Origin of the sequence: Nonomuraea pusilla (assembly GCF_900109355.1) — a bacterium.
Classification (GTDB): Bacteria; Actinomycetota; Actinomycetes; order Streptosporangiales; family Streptosporangiaceae; genus Nonomuraea; species Nonomuraea pusilla.
In genome coordinates, this window is sequence record NZ_FOBF01000015.1 from 179,248 (window position 1) to 195,375 (window position 16,128).

The 16,128-nt window shown below is 72.7% G+C and carries 13 protein-coding genes; 8 read left to right on the forward strand and 5 right to left on the reverse strand.

Annotation, left to right across the window (positions count from 1 at the left end; all coding sequences use genetic code 11):
* Positions 1–19: 19 nt before the first annotated feature.
* Genes BMX74_RS28255 through BMX74_RS28275 form a run of 5 tightly spaced genes read left to right on the forward strand, consistent with a single transcriptional unit; the run spans position 20 to position 5,863 of the window.
* Positions 20–1,588, forward strand: coding sequence for an ABC transporter substrate-binding protein (locus BMX74_RS28255; RefSeq protein WP_063792156.1), 1,569 nt, complete (start codon positions 20–22; stop codon positions 1,586–1,588).
* A gap of 1 nt (position 1,589) precedes the next feature.
* Entirely contained in the window at positions 1,590–2,414 is an 825-nt protein-coding gene (locus tag BMX74_RS28260; RefSeq protein ID WP_055504783.1) for a M55 family metallopeptidase, read from the forward strand.
* Between the two features lie 13 nt (positions 2,415–2,427).
* The gene (locus BMX74_RS28265; protein ID WP_236714846.1) at positions 2,428–3,360 is read left to right on the forward strand and encodes an ABC transporter permease; all 933 of its coding nucleotides are present in this window, start codon (positions 2,428–2,430) and stop codon (positions 3,358–3,360) included.
* The gene (locus tag BMX74_RS28270) at positions 3,360–5,168 is read left to right on the forward strand and encodes a dipeptide/oligopeptide/nickel ABC transporter permease/ATP-binding protein (protein ID WP_256257302.1); all 1,809 of its coding nucleotides are present in this window, start codon (positions 3,360–3,362) and stop codon (positions 5,166–5,168) included. Before BMX74_RS28265 ends, BMX74_RS28270 begins: the two co-directional genes overlap by 1 nt.
* Positions 5,165–5,863: an ABC transporter ATP-binding protein gene (locus BMX74_RS28275; RefSeq protein WP_091103733.1), complete on the forward strand. Its 699-nt coding sequence runs from the start codon at positions 5,165–5,167 to the stop codon at positions 5,861–5,863. The genes BMX74_RS28270 and BMX74_RS28275 overlap by 4 nt, the downstream gene beginning before the upstream one ends.
* Positions 5,864–6,091: 228 nt before the next feature.
* Here the strand turns inward: BMX74_RS28275 and BMX74_RS28280 are convergent, their stop codons facing one another.
* From BMX74_RS28280 to BMX74_RS28290, 4 genes are all read right to left on the reverse strand, one after another.
* Positions 6,092–6,412 (reverse strand): GYD domain-containing protein, encoded by a 321-nt coding sequence (locus tag BMX74_RS28280; protein ID WP_055504779.1) that lies wholly within the window; start codon positions 6,410–6,412, stop codon positions 6,092–6,094.
* 174 nt (positions 6,413–6,586) lie between these two features.
* Positions 6,587–6,721, reverse strand: coding sequence for a DUF4436 domain-containing protein (locus BMX74_RS45080; RefSeq protein ID WP_218154087.1), 135 nt, complete (start codon positions 6,719–6,721; stop codon positions 6,587–6,589).
* Between the two features lie 59 nt (positions 6,722–6,780).
* Complete coding sequence (locus BMX74_RS28285; RefSeq protein WP_091103735.1) at positions 6,781–7,989, reverse strand: cytochrome P450; 1,209 nt, start codon at positions 7,987–7,989, stop codon at positions 6,781–6,783.
* A gap of 121 nt (positions 7,990–8,110) precedes the next feature.
* Entirely contained in the window at positions 8,111–8,518 is a 408-nt protein-coding gene (locus tag BMX74_RS28290) for a hypothetical protein (protein ID WP_055504777.1), read from the reverse strand.
* Between the two features lie 224 nt (positions 8,519–8,742).
* On the opposite strand from BMX74_RS28290, the gene BMX74_RS28295 reads away from it, so the two are divergent.
* Together BMX74_RS28295 and BMX74_RS28300 are read left to right on the forward strand one after the other, a co-directional pair.
* Entirely contained in the window at positions 8,743–9,684 is a 942-nt protein-coding gene (locus tag BMX74_RS28295) for an ATP-binding cassette domain-containing protein (RefSeq protein WP_091103737.1), read from the forward strand.
* Positions 9,681–10,442: an ABC transporter permease gene (locus BMX74_RS28300; RefSeq protein ID WP_055504775.1), complete on the forward strand. Its 762-nt coding sequence runs from the start codon at positions 9,681–9,683 to the stop codon at positions 10,440–10,442. Before BMX74_RS28295 ends, BMX74_RS28300 begins: the two co-directional genes overlap by 4 nt.
* Here the strand turns inward: BMX74_RS28300 and BMX74_RS28305 are convergent.
* Positions 10,426–13,515: an AfsR/SARP family transcriptional regulator gene (locus tag BMX74_RS28305; RefSeq protein WP_256257303.1), complete on the reverse strand. Its 3,090-nt coding sequence runs from the start codon at positions 13,513–13,515 to the stop codon at positions 10,426–10,428. The genes BMX74_RS28300 and BMX74_RS28305 overlap by 17 nt on opposite strands.
* A gap of 402 nt (positions 13,516–13,917) precedes the next feature.
* Between BMX74_RS28305 and BMX74_RS28310 the strand changes: the two genes are divergently transcribed.
* Positions 13,918–16,095 (forward strand): MMPL family transporter, encoded by a 2,178-nt coding sequence (locus BMX74_RS28310; protein WP_177227549.1) that lies wholly within the window; start codon positions 13,918–13,920, stop codon positions 16,093–16,095.
* The last annotated feature ends 33 nt before the right edge of the window (positions 16,096–16,128 follow it).

A 16,128-nucleotide genomic window follows, 5' to 3' on the forward strand; every position in this document is an offset into this window, starting at 1 on the left:
TCATGCCCCTGGAGGAGCGATGAGATCCTTCCGCATGCCCGCGGCCCTCGCGATCGCGACGGCACTCGGGCTCGCCGCCTGCGGCACCGGCGGCGAGCACCGCGCGACGGGCGGCACCTTCACCATGGCCGTCGGCACCGACCTCGGCAGCCTCGACCCCTACGCGACCGTCATGTCACTGACCAGGATGGTCGGAAGATTCCTGTACGACAGCCTCGTCGCCGTCGACGCCGACGGCGAGGCGCACCCCCACCTGGCCACCACCTGGCAGGCCGACGCCGAACGCGCCACCTTCACCCTGCGCAAGGGCGTCACCTGCGCCGACGGCACCCCGCTGACCGCCTCCGACGTGGCCGCGGCCCTGACCTACGTCGGCGACCCCGCCAACGGCTCCAGCCTGCTCGGCCAGTGGGTCCAGCCGGGGACCAAGGCGAGCGCGGACGACGCCGCCGGCACCGTGACCGTCACCAGCGGCAGGCCCGACCCCTTCCTGCTGAACAACCTCGGATCGGTGCCGCTCGTGTGCAGGTCCGCGCTCGCCGACCCGGCGCAGCGCGCGGCGGGCAAGGGCGGGACCGGGCTCTACACGGTCGCCGAGACCGTCGGCGGCGACCACTACACGCTCACCCGCCGCAAGGACTACGCGTGGGACCCGGGCGCCGCGACCGTCAACCGCGCGAGCCGGCCCGACACCGTCGTCGTCCGCGTGGTGATCAGCGAGACCACGGCCGCCAACATGCTGCTGTCCGGCCAGCTCAACTTCGCCGCCGTCTTCGGCGCCGACCGCGAACGCCTGGAGGCGCGCAAGCTGTTCAAGGTCGAGTCCACCACGCCCGCCGCCGAGCTGTTCTTCAACCAGGCGAAGGGCCGCCCCGGCGCCGACCCCCTCGTACGCAGGGCCGTCGTGCAGGCGCTCGACCTGCCCAAGGTCGGCAAGGTCGCCACCGGGGGCCTCGGCTCCCCGATGACCCAGCTCCTCTCCTCCTCAGGCGGCCGCCCCGTCTGCCCCGCCGACACCGTCACCGGCAACGTGCCCGCCTTCGACCTCGCCGCCGCCGGGCGCACCCTCGACCAGGCAGGCTGGAAGCCGGGCCCCGACGGCGTGCGGGTGAAGGACGGCGTCCGCCTGTCGTTCACGATGCCGTTCGTCACCGCGCCAGGCAACGGCACCGCGGCGACCGAGCTCATGCAGCAGCAGCTCAAGGCCACCGGCGTCGAACTGGTGCCCAAGGGCGGCAACCAGCTCGCCATCAACGAGGCGATGTCCAACGGCACCTGGGACCTGATGGCGATGCCGTTCGTGTGGCACCTGCCCTCGCAGATGGTCCCGTGGTTCTCCGGCAAGACCTTCCCCGAGGGCGGCACCAACCTCGCGGGAACCCGCAACAAGGCGTACGAGGACCTGGTGGCCAAGGCGTCCACCAGGCCGGGGAAGGAGGGGTGCGCGCTGTGGAGCCAGGCCGAGACCGCGCTCATCCGCAACCTCGACGTCGTGCCGTTCCAGCAGGTGCCCCAGAGCGTGTACGGCAGGGGCGCCAGGTTCCGGCTCGACCTGCTGCCGTTCACCATCGAGATGGGCGCGGCCTGACATGCGGGTGCTCATCTCCGCCGACATGGAGGGCGTGACCGGCGTGTCGGGCGTCGCGGACGTCCGACCCGGCGAGCCCGAGTACCTGCTCCACAGGAAGCAGCTCACCGCCGAGGTCAACGCGGCGGTCAGGGGCGTCCTCGCCCGCCACCCCGGCGCCGGCGTCACCGTCGCCGAGGCGCACGCCGCCTTCCGCAACCTCCTGCTCCCCGAACTCGACCAGCGGGCGCGGGTGCTGCGCGGCGGCCCCAGGAGACACGGCATGCTCGCCGGCCTCGACGGCGGCGCCGACGCCGTGATCTTCCTCGGCTACCACGCCAAGGCGGGCACCGCCGGGGCCGTCCTGGCGCACACCGTCAGCGGCGCGGTGATCGCCGACGTGCGCTGCCAGGGCGTCTCGCTCGGCGAGATCGGGCTCAACGCCGCGCTGGCCGCGCACCTGGGAACCGCACCCGTCCTCGTCACCGGCGACGACCTGGCCGCGGAGGAGGCCAGGCGGACCGTGCCCGGCGTGCACACCGTGGAGGTGAAGCGGGCGCTGGGCGCGTCCGCCGCCGACAGCCTGCATCCCGCCCTGGCGTGCGAGCTGATCGAAGCCGCCGTGCCCGCCGCGCTGGACGCCCGCGACCGGGTGCTCCCGCCCCGCTTCGACGGGCCGGTGGAGCTGGAGGTCGACGTGCACCGCCCCGCGATGGCGGAGCGCGTCCTGCTCGTCCCAGGAACGGAACGGGCCGGCGGCACCACCGTGCGCTACCCGGCCCCCGACTACCCGACCGCCTACCGCCTGGTCGAGCTCGTCGCCGTGCTCGGCCTGGCCGCCTCATGAACAGGTGCCGCACGTGTTCCTGCTCCGCCGCCTGGCCAGGCTCGCGGCCTCACTGGCCGTCCTCCTCGCCGCGTCCTTCTCCATGATCCATCTCATCCCCGGCGACCCGGTCAGGGCCGCCCTCGGCGCCACGGCCCCAGCCGAGCTCGTCGCCGCCCGCCGTGCCGAACTCGGCCTGGACCAGCCGATCCACCAGCAACTGCTCGCGTACGTCAAAGGCGTGCTGACCGGCGACCTCGGCACCTCGTTCCAGACGAGGGAAGCGGTCGCCGGCGTCATCGCCGACCGGCTGCCCAGCACCGTGGAGCTGGCCGTCCTGGCCTCCCTCATCGCCCTGCTGGTGGCGGTCCCGCTCGGCGTGTGGCTGGCCATCCGTACCCACAACGGCCGCAACCCCGGCTCCGAGCTGGCCTTCACGACCGTCACCGGCACCGTCGCGGCGATCCCCGAGTTCCTCCTCGCGGTCGGGCTCGTCGTCGTCTTCGCGACGACGCTCGGCTGGCTGCCGCCCGCGGGCAAGGACGGCCCCGCCTCCTACGTCCTTCCCGTGCTCGCCCTCACCGTGGGCCCGATCGCGATCCTGTCCCGGCTGATCAGGGTGGAGGCGCTACGCGAACTGGATATGGACTACATGCGGATGGCCAGAGCCAAACACCTGACGGGAAGGCGCCTGTACCTGCGGCACCTGCTGCCCAACACCCTCACCGCCACGCTCACCGTCGCCGGGCTGCTGCTCGCCTCACTCATCCCGGGCACCGTGCTGGTCGAGAACGTGTTCGCCTGGCCCGGCCTCGGCCAGCGCATGACCGAGTCGATCCTGCAGAAGGACTACCCGGTCGCCCAGGCCGTCGTCCTCGTCTACGGCGCCGTCGTCCTGCTGGTGAACTTCCTCGTCGACGTCGCCCTGGGCGTGCTCGACCCGCGCTCGGCCATCAGGGGCACGTGATGCGCGCCCTCCGCTCCCCCGCGCCGCTCGCCGGCCTGCTCCTCGTGACGGGGTTCGTCGCGCTGGCCCTGCTCGGGCCCGTCCTGTGGGGGCAGAGCGCCGCCCGGATCGACGACGCCGCCATCCTGCAGGGGCACTCGCCCTCGCACCCGTTCGGCACCGACAACCTCGGCCGCGACCTGCTCGCCAGGGTGCTCGTCGCGACCAGGCTCTCCCTGCTGCTCGCCGCCCTGTCCACGGCGATCAGCCTGATCGTCGGCGTCCCCCTCGGCGTGCTGCCCTCGCTGCTGCCACCGCGCGGCGCGCGGGCCGCCGCAGGAGTGATCAACGCGCTGGTGGCCTTCCCCGGGCTCCTGCTGGCCATGTTCACCGCCATCGTCGCCGGGCTCGGCGCTCGCGGAGCCGTCCTCGGCATGGGCCTCGCCGGCGCCCCCATGCTGGCCAGGCTCACGCAGACGCTGGCGGCCTCGGTCGCGAACTCCGACTACGTCTCGGCGGCCCGCGTGCTCGGCGTGTCCCGCCGGCGCATCGCGCTCCGCCACGTGCTGCCCAACATCGCCGAGCCGCTGCTGCTCAACGTCACGCTGATCCTCGGCGGATCGCTGCTGGGCCTCGCCGGGCTGTCGTTCCTCGGGCTCGGCGTGCAGCCGCCCGACTACGACTGGGGACGGCTGCTGCTGGAAGGGCTCAACCGGGTCTACGTCGACCCGGAGGCGGCGCTCGGGCCCGCCGTGGCCATCGGCCTCGCCGCGGCCGGGTTCAATCTGCTCGGCGAAGGGCTCGCCAAGGCCGCCTCCCGCACCGCGTCCGTCGTCCGCGACGCCGCGGCCGGCGAGGCGCTGGAACAGGTCGCCTCCCAGGGCGTCCTGTCCGTCAGGGGGCTCAGCGTCGCCTTCCCCGGCGGCGCCGTCCCCGTGCGCGAGGTCTGCCTCGACGTCGCCCCCGGTGAGATCGTCGGCATCGTCGGCGAGTCCGGCAGCGGCAAGAGCCTGACCGCTCTGGCGATCGCCGGGCTCGTCCCCCACCCGGGCAGGGTCACCGGCGGCGTCAGCCTGTGCGGGCAGGACCTGTCCGCGCTCTCGCCGCGCGAGCTGCGCCGGCTCAGGGGCACCTCGCTCGCCATGATGTTCCAGGACCCGATGACCACGCTCAACCCTGCCATGCGCGTGGGCGCCCAGCTGGCCGAGGTGTCCACGACCCACCACGGCCTGTCCAGGAAGGACGCGCTCACCCGGGCCGTCGACCGGCTGCGGCGCGTCAGCATCGCCCGGCCCCGGGAGCGGGCGCGTCAGCACCCGCACGCCTTCTCCGGCGGGATGCGGCAGCGCGCGGTGATCGCGATGGGCCTGATGGGCACACCGCGGCTGGTCATCGCGGACGAGCCCACCACCGCCCTCGACGTGACCGTGCAGCGGCAGATCCTGTGCCTGCTGCGCGAGGTGACCGACGAGACCGGCGCCGCCACCCTGTTCATCTCCCACGACATCGCCGTGGTCGGCGAGCTGTGCCACCGGGTCGTGGTGATGTACGCGGGCCGGGTGGTCGAGGAGCTCCCGGTCGAGGACCTGGTCTCCGGCGCGGCGCACCCCTACACCCGGGCCCTCGTCGCCTCACTGCCCGACATGGACACCGACAGGTCCCTGCCGCTGGCCACCATCCCCGGCCGCCAGCCCTCACCCACCGAGGACGGCCCCGGGTGCGCGTTCGCGGCCCGCTGCGACCTCGCCACCGAACGCTGCGCCGCCGGACGCCCGCCCCTGGTGCGGTACGGCCCTGAGCGCCGGGTCGCCTGCTGGGAGGCACCGTGATCATCAAGAATCTGAGCGTGCGGTTCGGCGGGTTCACCGCCGTCGACGACGTCACGCTGGAGATCCCCGCCGGGGGGATCGTCGGCCTGGTCGGGGAGTCGGGGTCGGGGAAGTCCACCCTGGCCAGAGCCGTGACCGGGCTGGTGCCGTACACCGGCGAGATCGTCGGCGCCGATCCGCGGCGGATCCAGATGGTGTTCCAGGACCCCTACGCCTCGCTCGACCCCCGGATGACGGTGGGCGCGTCCGTGGCCGAAGGACTCCGGGTGCCCCGCGCCGCCCGGCGGGCCGAGGTGGAGCGGCTGCTGTCGCTGGTGTCACTGCCCGCCTCGCTGGCCGGACGCTACCCGCGCGAGCTCTCCGGCGGGCAGCGCCAGCGGGTGGCGGTCGCGCGGGCGCTCGGCGCCCGCCCCGACCTGCTGATCGCCGACGAGATCACCTCCGCGCTGGACGTCTCCGTCCAGGGGGCGGTGCTCAACCTGATCCGCTCACTCCGTGAGGAGCTGAGGCTGTCGATGCTCTTCATCTCGCACAACCTCGCCGTCGTCCGGTACGTCTCCGACACCGTCGCCGTGATGCACCGCGGCGCGCTGGTCGAGACCGGCCCGACGGAGCAGCTCGTCGCCTCCCCCACGGCCGACTACACCCGCTCCCTCCTCGCGGCGGTCCCGCGCCTCAGACCCACCGCCCCGTAGGCGGGGTCGCGGCGGCGCGCAGCGTCAGCGTCCGGCACCGGAATGGGGCTGCCGGACGAGAAGGCCGGACACCGGAGCATGAGACCCCGCCGACCGGCATCACTCCGCGGGGCGCTCGGCCTGCGCTACGACGACTGCGGCTGGTTCGGCAGCGACGACTCCCTCTCGTTCGAGTGAGCCGCGAGGGAGGCCGGGGCAGGTCGAACCCCCCGGCCTCCCACGGGGCTGTCAGGCGCCGGGGGCCCGGTAGGTCACGTCCATCCGCGTGGCCTCGTCGACCTCCTCCGGCGTCAGCAGGACGGCCGTCTTCGCCCGTACCGCCCCGGACGCCGAGATCGCGAGGCCCACAGCGGTCGAGGCCACGTTGTCCGGCAGATCGACGATCACGTACGTGTCCGTCTCGCCGAACGCGAAGTACATCTGCTCGACCCGGCCGCCGACGCTCTCCGCCATGCGGTCCACCGCCTGCCGCCGTCCGGTGCCGCCGTCCCGGAGCACTCCCTTGAGGCCGTCCGCGGTGTAGGTCGCCTGGATCAGGTACTTGGGCATGGTCGAGTCCCTCTTCTCGTACCGCCGCTCCGCGCGGGAGCGGCCCTGGTGGTCACGCGGTCGAAGTTCTCGGCACGAGCTGACGCTAATCCCACCCGCCGTCCTGATTTCCCCCGCCACACCCCCACGCCGCGTACGCCGCCGCGGCCCTCGGCCGCCCGCTGGTCGGAGGCGCTACTCGCGCCGGCGCAGCATCGTCACGGCGAGCCACACGGCGGTGGGAAGGAGGATCAGCACCACCACCAGGCCGGCCGCGAGGGCGAGCTCGGCGTCGTTCCACAGCCGGATCGCGGAATGGTCGTCGTCCACCCCGTAACGCTACTGTGCCGGGTACGGCCGCTCGCGGAGCCGTACCCGGCGGCTCGGGGTCAGGCGTCCCAGGTGACGGGGAGGCTCTTGACCCCGTGGATGTCCGCCGTCTCCGGGCGCAGGCCGATCTCTTCGGCCGGTACGGCGAGGCGCAGCGTGGGGAAGCGGTTGATCAGCGCGGGGAAGGCGACGCGCATCTCGACGCGGGCCAGCTGCTGACCCAGGCACTGGTGGATGCCGTGGCCGAAGGCGAGGTGCCCGCCGTCCTGCCTGCGCAGGTCGAGTACGTGGGGGTCGGAGAAGCGCTCGGGGTCGCGGTTGGCCGTGTTGTACGACAGGATGACCGCCGTACCGGCCTTGATGGTCTGGCCGCCCAGCTCGACGTCCTCCAGCGCCGTCCGCATGAAGGTCTTGGCGACGCTCAGGTACCGCAGCAGCTCCTCCACAGCCTGCTCGGTGAGCGTGGGGTCGGCGCGCAGCGCGGCCAGTTGCGCCGGGTGGCGCAGCAGCGCGAAGGTGCCCAGCGCCAGCATGTTGGCGGTGGTGTCGAGCCCGGCCGCGAGCAGGATGAGGCTCATGCCCCTCAGCTCCTCGTCGGTGAGGTCGCTGTCGGTGAGGTCGCTGAGCACGTCGTCGGTGGGGTCGGCGCGCTTGGCGGCCACCAGTTCCGCGAGGTACTGCTGGGTCGCGGTGTAGGCGGCGATCAGGTCCTCGTCGCTGGTCTCGCCGCCGAGGAACTTGTCGATCTGCTCCTGGAAGGAGCCGCGGTCCTCGTACGGCACCCCCAGCAGCTCACAGATCATGATCGCGGGGATGGGCTTGGCGAACGCCGTGACCAGGTCCGCGGGCGGCCCGGCCTTCTCCATGGCGTCCAGGTGGTCGGCGGTGATCTGCTCGACGCGCTCGGTGAGCTGCCGCATCCGCCGTACGGTGAACCTGCCCACGAGCGGCTTGCGGTAGCGGCTGTGCTGGGGCTCGTCCATGAGGAGGAACTCGCCGGGCGGCGCCGGGGGGACCTGCACGCCGGAGTAGTCGATGGTCGGGTGGTGGAGCATGAGCTCCTTGCGGGAGCTGAACCGCGGGTCGGCCAGGACCGACCTGACCAGGTCGTATCCGGTGACGAGCCAGCCCTCGTGCCCGTCGGGGAAGGGGTAGCGGCTGATGGGGCCGTGCCGGCGGGCGTCGATCAGCTCGGCCGGCGGGTCGAAGGGGCAGCCGGGCTGACGCGCGGCGGGCATCGTGGTGACGGTGTGGACGGTTTCGCTCATGGCCGGTCCTCATTTCGCGATAGTACGTGTTAGGCGCTGCTCGCCCGCCATCGCGTGGCGACGAACGGCGGGGAAGGCACTGCCGGCCGCATGCCGGCAGCGCGGTCCGCGGGGCGTCCCGTCAGGCGGCGTCGAGGGCCGCGGTGATCTTGCGGATCATGTCGGCCAGGGTGGGGCTGGGCCGGCCCTCGTGGATGCGGGCCGCCGCCTCGATGGCGACGACGACGGTGCCGCGGAAGTTGTCGGCCTCTGCCGGGTCCTGCTGCTTGAGCAGGGTCATGGCCGCCGTCAGGGCCGGCAGCACCCGGTCGGCGATCCCGGCGACGGACTTGCTGTCCAGCTTCATCTCCTTCGGATACCTGGCGAGCACGTGACCGACCGGGCCGGTCGCGGAGGCCAGGGCGAGGGAGCCGTCGGTGGCGACCCTGTGGGACGAGCCCGCCGCGCCGGCGGCGGCCATCAGGGAGACGGCGCCCCACGCGGCCGTCTGCAGGGTGAGCTTGTCCTGGTCGGTGAGGGTGATGGACATGGTGACGTGCTCCTTCTGAGATCCGGAAGAACCGACGATCGGCGGCGGAACCGCTGATGACATCCACCTTCGCCGCCCGCGCTGACACGGGGCCGTCGCCGTGCTGACGCGTCCGCTGACACGTCCGCTGACACGGCCCCGCGTGCTCGGCCCGGCCGCCGTGTCAGCGACGGCGTCAGCACGGCGACGGCCAGGCGTCAGCGCGGGCGTCGATCGTGAACGCCATGAACGGTTCAGCGATCGCGGCCTCGGGGCTGCGGAAGGCTTACAAGGACAAGGTCGTGCTCGACGGCATCGACCTGGACGTCCGGTCCGGCACGATCTTCGCCCTGCTCGGGCCCAACGGCGCCGGCAAGACCACGACGGTGAACGTGCTGACCACGCTGCTGTCCCCCGACGCCGGGAAGGTCGTCGTCGCCGGGCACGACGTGGCGACGGAGGCCAGGGCGGTGCGCGCGGCGATCGGGGTCACCGGGCAGTTCGCCTCGGTGGACGACCTGCTCACAGGCGAGGAGAACCTGCTGCTGATGGCGGACCTCCTGCACCTGCCCAAGGCAGAGGGCAAGCGCGCCGCCGGCCGGTTGCTCGACCGGTTCGAGCTGGCCGAGGCGGCGGGCAGACCGGCGGCGTCCTACTCGGGCGGCATGCGCCGCAAGCTGGACCTCGCCATGACGCTGATGGGCGAGCCGCGGATCATCTTCCTGGACGAGCCCACGACGGGACTCGACCCGCGCAGCCGCCGCACCATGTGGGGGATCATCAGGGAGCTGGTCGCCGACGGCATCACCATCTTCCTCACCACGCAGTATCTGGAGGAGGCCGACGAACTCGCCGACCGCATCGCCGTCCTCGACCAGGGCCGGCTGGTCGCCGAGGGCACCGCCGACGAGCTGAAGCGCCGGGTTCCCGGCAGCCACGTCCGGCTGCGGTTCACCGACCGGCACGACCTCGACGCCGCCGCGCGGCTCCTGCCCGGCTCCACCGAGGACGAAGAGGAGCTGACCCTGCGCGTTCCCGGCGACGGCGGGGTGCGGTCGTTGCGCGCGCTGCTCGACCGGCTCGACGCCCACTCCTTGGACGTCGAGGAGCTGTCGGTGCGCACACCGGACCTGGACGACGTCTTCCTCTCCCTCACCGGCCACGAGAACAAGAAGGTCGCACGATGAACGCCGTCTCAGCCTCCCTCGCGGACTCCGCCACCATGCTGCGGCGCAACGTCCGGCACACGATGCGCAATCCACTGACACTGCTCAACGCCGTCATCATGCCGATCTTCCTGATGTTCCTCATGGTCCACGTCCTCGGCGGCGCGTTCAGCGTCGGCACCGACTACGTCGACTACGCGACGCCAGGGATGATCATCATGACCGTCGGCTACGGCATCGGCCCCACCGCGACCGGGGTGAACTCCGACATGACGACCGGATTCATCAACCGCCTCCGCGTCATGGACGTGTCACGGGCCGCCGTGCTGAACGCGCACGTGATCGCGACCGTGCTCCGCACCCTGGTCGCCATCGCGTTCGTCATCGGGGTCGCGTTCCTCATGGGGTTCGACCCGAAGGCGGGTCTCCTGGACTGGCTCGGCGCGATCGGCATCGTCGTGCTGACCGTACTGGCGATCAGCTGGCTCACCATCGCGGCCGGTCTGTCGGCGAAGTCGCCGGAAGGCGCGGGCATCCTCGGCGTCCCGCTGATGCTCCTTCCCTTCCTGAGCAGCGCGTTCGTTCCGGCCGACAAGATGGGGCCGGGCGCGCGGCAGTTCGCCGAGTACCAGCCGTTCACCCCGATCATCGAGTCCCTGCGCGGCTTCCTGGCCGGCGCGCCGTCGGCGGGCACGGCCGTCACGGCGATCGCCTGGTGCGCCGGGCTCGCCCTGGCCGGCTACCTGTGGGCGCGCGCGTCGTTCACGAAGCGAGCGTGATCTCGGCCAGCTCCTGCCAGTCCCGTCGCCGCCCGTCGCGGACCGCCTCGGCGAACACCGTTTCGCCGAGGCGATCGCGCGTCTCCGCGGTGATCCTCACGGCGTCCGGGTGCGAACGGTCCGGCGTGCCTCGCACCGCATCGCCGGCCGCGAGCAACCGCACCGCCTGCTCGTCGTGCCCCTGACGCAGCGCGAGCTCCGCGATCCCGATCAGCACGCCGGCGATCACCGGCGGGAACATGTACTCCATCGCCACGCGCAACGCCTCGCGCCGGTAGGCGCGGGCCTGGCCGAGATCCTCGGCGAGGTAGCCGGACAGGTCCAGGATGTGGGGGCGGAGGGAGTCGCTGAGCTCCGCGTCGCCCAGGATCGCCTGCACCGTGGCCAGGTGCCGGTGCGCCTGGTCAGGCTCGCCGCGCCAGCGCGCCAGCTGCGCCTTGGCGAGCGCCAGCTCGGCCAGCGTGTTCGGCCAGGCGATGCCGCCCGCGTACCGCTGCGCCTCCGCCATGGCGGCCACGCTGGACGGCTCGTCGCCGAGCAGCCAGTACAGCTGGGCCTGCCGCACCCGCATGCTGACGACGTCCTCGGTCGCGCCCACCTCGTCCAGCGCCACGACCGCCTCGTCGAAGAGCTCGCAGGCGCGTGCGAGCTCGCCCCGCGTGGCGATCCGGTCGGCCAGGAAGGTCAGCGCCAACGAGATCCCCCACCGGTCGCCCAGGCTGCGGAACTCGGCAAGGGCGATCTCGCCGTCGCTGTCCACGTCGGTCTCGTCGCCGCCGTGCGTCAGCCGCAGCCGGGCACGAGCGAGCCTCGCCTGCGCGCGCACCCACGGGTCGTCGTCGGCGATCAGCGGCTCGAAGGCGGACAGGAAGTCCGTCCGCTGATGCAGCAGCGCCTCCAGCGGAGCGACGAACCCCAGCACCGGGTTGTGGTACTCGCGGCCCCGGGTGAGCCGGTGCGCCTGCTGGATCCACTCCCGGGCCTGATACTGGTCGCCGCCCATCCCGGAGGACATGAACACGGCCACGATGCCGTACGCCGTCGCCCGCACCTCGTCGGACACCTCACCGGGCAGCGAGGCCGCCGCGATGCTCAGCTCGGTGCCCTCGCCCCTGTGCCCGCTGAGGAACCAGTACCAGCCCACGGCCCCGACCAGCCGCATCGCCTCCTGGGCCCACCCCTCGGCGATCGCCCCGCGCACGGCCGCGCCGATGTTGTCGTGCTCCGCCTCCAGCCTGGCCAGCCACTCCAGCTGTTCGGCCCGGCGCAGGTGCGGATCGGCCGTCTCGGCCAGCTCGACGAAGTAGGCCAGGTGCGCCCGGCGCGCCGCCTCGCCCTCCCCGGCTTCCGCGAGCCGGTGCGCCGCGTACTCCCTGATGGTGTTGAGCATCCGGTAGCGCGGCGCGCCCTCGCCGTCGGCGAGCAGCAGCGACTTCTCGATCAACGCGGACAGCACGTCGAACACCTGCTCCCCCGCGAACGCCGCACCCCCGCACACCCGTTCGGCCGCTTCCAGGCTCACCCCGCCGGAGAACACCGAGAGCCGCCGAAGCACGCCGCGTTCGGCCTCGGTCAGCAGATCCCAGCTCCAGTCCACGACGGCGCGCAGCGTCTTGTGCCGGGGAAGCACCGTACGGCTGCCGCTGGTCAACAGGCGGAACCGGTCGTCGAGCCGGCGGGCCAGCTGGTCGACGGACATGGTGCGCAGCCGTGCCGCGGCCAGTTCGATCGCCAGCGGCACCCCGTCGAGCGCCCGGCAGATCCGGGCCATGTCCGCCAGGGTGCGCGGGTCGGAGCCGATGTCCTTGCGCACCAGATCCGCGCGGTCGCGCAGCAGCCGCACCGCCGGCGAGGACCCGGCCTCGGAGGGGCCGGCTCCCTTCGCGGGCAGCGCGAGCGGCTCGACCTGCCACAGCACCTCCCCGGTGATGCCGAGCGGCTCCCTGCTCGTGGCCAGGATCCGCAGGCTCCGGCACTCCCCCAGCAGCCGATCCGCGAAAGCGGCGGCCTCCTCGATCACGTGCTCGCAGTTGTCCAGGATCAGCAGCGTCGCGCGATCCCGGAGCGCGGCGATGAGCCGATCCATCGGCTCCCCGGCCCGCGCGCCGCCGAGCACCGCCTGGTCGCGCAGGCCGATCGCGGTGAGGGCGGCCTGCGCCGGCTCACCGCCCGGCGGCACCGAGGCCAGCTCGACCAGCCACGCGCCGTCGGGCAGCTCGGCGAGCATCGTCCGCGCGGTCTCCGTGGCCAGCCGGGTCTTGCCGGAGCCGCCCGCCCCCGTCAACGTGACCAGCCGGTGTCTGACGGCCAGGCCGGCGACCGCGGAGACGTCACCGTCCTTGCCGACGAAACTCGTCAGCTCGGCGCGCAGGTTCGTCCTGCGGTTCTCCGCCCGCTCGCCCAGCTCGCCGCGCAGCAACGCGGTGTGCAGCGCGGAGAGCTCCGCCGAAGGGTCCGTGCCCAGCTCGTCGGCGAGCCGCTCGCGCGTCCGCTGGTACAGGGTCAGCGCCTCGGCCGCGCGTCCCGCCTCGGCGAGCGCCCGCATCAGGGCCGCGACGAACCCCTCCCGCAGCGGGTACGCGGCGACCAGCCCGGTCAGCTCGGAGACCAGCTCCGAGCCGCGGCCCAGGCGGATGTCGGCGTCCACCCGGTCCCCGAGTGCGGCGACGTGGAGCTCGTCCAGCCGCGCGACCACGGCGTCGAACGCGTCGCTGTCCTGCAGCGCGATGTCCGCCATGGCCGTACCACGCCACAACGCCAGGGCCGAGCGCAGCAGGTCCGCCCGCGCCGCCGGCTCGGCGGCACGGGCCTGGCCGACCAGCCGCTCGAACCGGCACACGTCCACGTCGTCAGGGGCCACGGCCAGCCGGTAGCCGCCGGAATCCGCCTCGACCACGCCGTCCGGCAGCACCCTGCGCAGCCTCGACACCAGCGCCTGCAGGGCGTTCACCTCGTCCGCGGGCGGCCGTTCCCCCCAGATCCAGTCCACCAGCCTCGCCCGCGTGACGACGCGGCCGGGTTCGAGGGCGAGCGCGGCCAGCAGCGCGCGCAGCCGAACCCCTGGAACCTCCACCACGACCCCATCGAGGTTCCGGACCTCGAACGGCCCTAGCAATCCGACTCGCACACCGGCAATTGTGCCGAACCATGGCAACTGACGTCGATGTCCCGTCCCGTGCTCATGCCCGGACGGTAGCCCGATGCGCGCGGGAGCGAATCCCGCACTCGGAGGATCGGCCGCCTACCGCACGCGCGGTACCTCCGCGGCTCCTGCGGCGTCCGCGGCAGCGGGCTACGGCGCCGGCGGCAGCGCCGACGGCCCGCCTCAGCAGGACGACCAGCGGCGGGAGCGGCGGACATCATCAGGCGACCCCCAAGGCGTAGGAGAAGAAGGAGCACTCATGTCCGTCCGTCACCTGCCTGCCGCACCAGCCGTCCAGCGATGAGAGAGGAGAACGGGCCGAAGGAGAAGCTGATGACGATCGACACTCCGCGTACGGACGGAGCTCTGGCGAGGCTGGCCCGCTTCTGTTACCAGCGGCGCCGCCTGGTCCTCCTGGCCTGGATCGCCGGCGTGATCGCCGTGGCGTTCGCCGGCTTCGGCTACGGCGCCGCCCCCGACAACGACTTCTCCGGCGGGGACTCCGGCTCCGCCAGGGCACAGGCGCTGATCGAGAAGCACTTCCCGGAGCGGCAGGGGGACACCCTGACCCTCGCGATCAAGGCGGACAGGGGGATCGACGACCCCGCCGCCCGGCAGAAGGTCGAGAAGGTCCTCGCCGATCTCGCCGCCTCACCGGTGGTGGGACCGGTGACGTCGCCGTACCAGGACAAGAGCCTGGTGACGCCGGATCGCCGTATCGCCCGTACGACCATCCCGCTGACCAGTAAGGATGCGGACAAGGCGGCGGTCAAGCCCCTGGTGGAGCTGGTCAAGGACGCCTCCGGCGACGGCGTGACGCTGGCGCTGGGCGGGACCCAGGCGGAGAAGGCCGAGACGCCCGCGCAGGGTTCGTCCGAGATCGTGGGCCTCGTGGCGGCGGCGGTGATCCTGTTCATCGCCTTCGGGTCGCTGGTGGCGATGGGCCTGCCGATCGTGACCGCGCTGCTGGCGATCGCCGCCGGCATCGCCCTGACGAAGCTGGTGGGGCACCTGGTCCCCTCACCGGACTTCACCATGATCCTCGCGGCGATGATCGGGCTGGGTGTCGGCATCGACTACGCGCTCTTCATCGTGACCCGCTACAAGGACTGCCTGCAGGCGGGCGACGAGCCCGAGACCGCCACGGTCAAGGCCATCACCACGGCCGGCCACGCCGTTCTGTTCGCCGGCACGACCGTCGTGATCGCGCTGATGGGCCTGGTCGTCATGGGACAGCGGCTGATGACCGGGGTGGCCGTCGCCACGTCGGTGATCGTGCTCGTCACGATGGTCGCCGCGGTGACCCTGCTGCCGGCGTTCCTGGGCTTCACCGGTCACAGGATCAACTCGCTGCGCCTGCCGCGCCGCGCGTCCCGCAGCCGGCAGGCCACCGGAGCCGCGGCCCGGGAGCGCCGCACCATCGCCGAGCGCTGGGCCGGCATGGTGCAGCGCAGGCCGCTGGTGTCCGCGGTGCTGGCCGGCGGGGTCCTGCTGGTGCTGGCCGCCCCCACGCTGTCGATGCGGCTGAGCAACCCGGACGCCAGCGTCCAGCCCCGCGACAGGAGCAGCTACACCTCGTACGAGATCCTCTCCGAGGGCTTCGGCCCCGGCTACGGCGCACCCCTGATCTTCGCCGCCGAGGTCGGCTCAGGACAGACCGATCTGCGTCCCGTCGTCGAAGCGGTCAGCAGGACCGACGGCATCGCGTACGCCACGCCGCCCCAGGTCAGCAAGGACGGGAAGGCCGCGATCTTCATGGCCTTCCCCAAGACCGGGTACCAGGACGAGGCCACCGCCGACCTGGTGCACCGCCTGCGTGACGACGTGCTGCCCGGGGCGCCCGGCGGCGAAGGGGTCCAGGTCGGCGGCCCGAACGCCGGCACGATCGACATGGCCGACGACATCAGCTCGCGCCTGCCCCTGATGATCGCGGTCGTCATCGCGGTGTCCCTGGTGCTGCTGACCGCGCTGGTCCGGTCGGTGACGATCGCGCTGCAGGCCGCCGTCATGAACCTGCTGTCGATCGGCGCCGCCTACGGCGTGCTGGTCGCGGTCGTCCAGTGGGGCTGGCTGGGCTCGGCCCTCGGCTTCCCCACCGCCATGCCGATCTCGACCTGGGTGCCGATGATGATCTTCCCGGTGCTGTTCGGCCTGTCCATGGACTACGAGGTCTTCCTGATCTCGCGGGTCCGTGAGGAGTACGAGCGCACCGGCGACACCCGGGCGGCCGTCACCCGCGGGATGGCGCGGACCGCCAAGGTCATCACGGCCGCGGCCGCCATCATGGTCGCCGTCTTCACCACCTCGCTGCTCGGCCCCGACGTCGCGGTCAAGCAGGGCGGCCTGGGCATGGCCGTCGCCGTGCTCATCGACGCCACCATCATCCGGATGATCCTCGTCCCCGCGGTGATGGAACTGTGCGGCAAGGCCAACTGGTGGATGCCCGGACGCCGGTCACCGAAGGTCACCCCGGCTCCCCGGGCCGAGATCCCGGAGGAGGCCGGAGTCTGACCCCTTGCGGAGAACGCGGGCGGCCTGCCGTGG

Bases quoted from the DNA above. Each gene is read 5' to 3' on its own strand.
- BMX74_RS28300 (WP_055504775.1), top strand. From the start codon at position 9,681: ATGAACGCCGTCTCAGCCTCCCTCGCGGACTCCGCCACCATGCTGCGG.
- BMX74_RS28255 (WP_063792156.1), top strand. From the start codon at position 20: ATGAGATCCTTCCGCATGCCCGCGGCCCTCGCGATCGCGACGGCACTC.
- BMX74_RS28280 (WP_055504779.1), bottom strand. From the start codon at position 6,412: ATGCCCAAGTACCTGATCCAGGCGACCTACACCGCGGACGGCCTCAAG.
- BMX74_RS28270 (WP_256257302.1), top strand. From the start codon at position 3,360: ATGCGCGCCCTCCGCTCCCCCGCGCCGCTCGCCGGCCTGCTCCTCGTG.
- BMX74_RS28295 (WP_091103737.1), top strand. From the start codon at position 8,743: ATGAACGGTTCAGCGATCGCGGCCTCGGGGCTGCGGAAGGCTTACAAG.
- BMX74_RS28290 (WP_055504777.1), bottom strand. From the start codon at position 8,518: ATGTCCATCACCCTCACCGACCAGGACAAGCTCACCCTGCAGACGGCC.
- BMX74_RS28260 (WP_055504783.1), top strand. From the start codon at position 1,590: ATGCGGGTGCTCATCTCCGCCGACATGGAGGGCGTGACCGGCGTGTCG.
- BMX74_RS28310 (WP_177227549.1), top strand. From the start codon at position 13,918: ATGACGATCGACACTCCGCGTACGGACGGAGCTCTGGCGAGGCTGGCC.
- BMX74_RS28285 (WP_091103735.1), bottom strand. From the start codon at position 7,989: ATGAGCGAAACCGTCCACACCGTCACCACGATGCCCGCCGCGCGTCAG.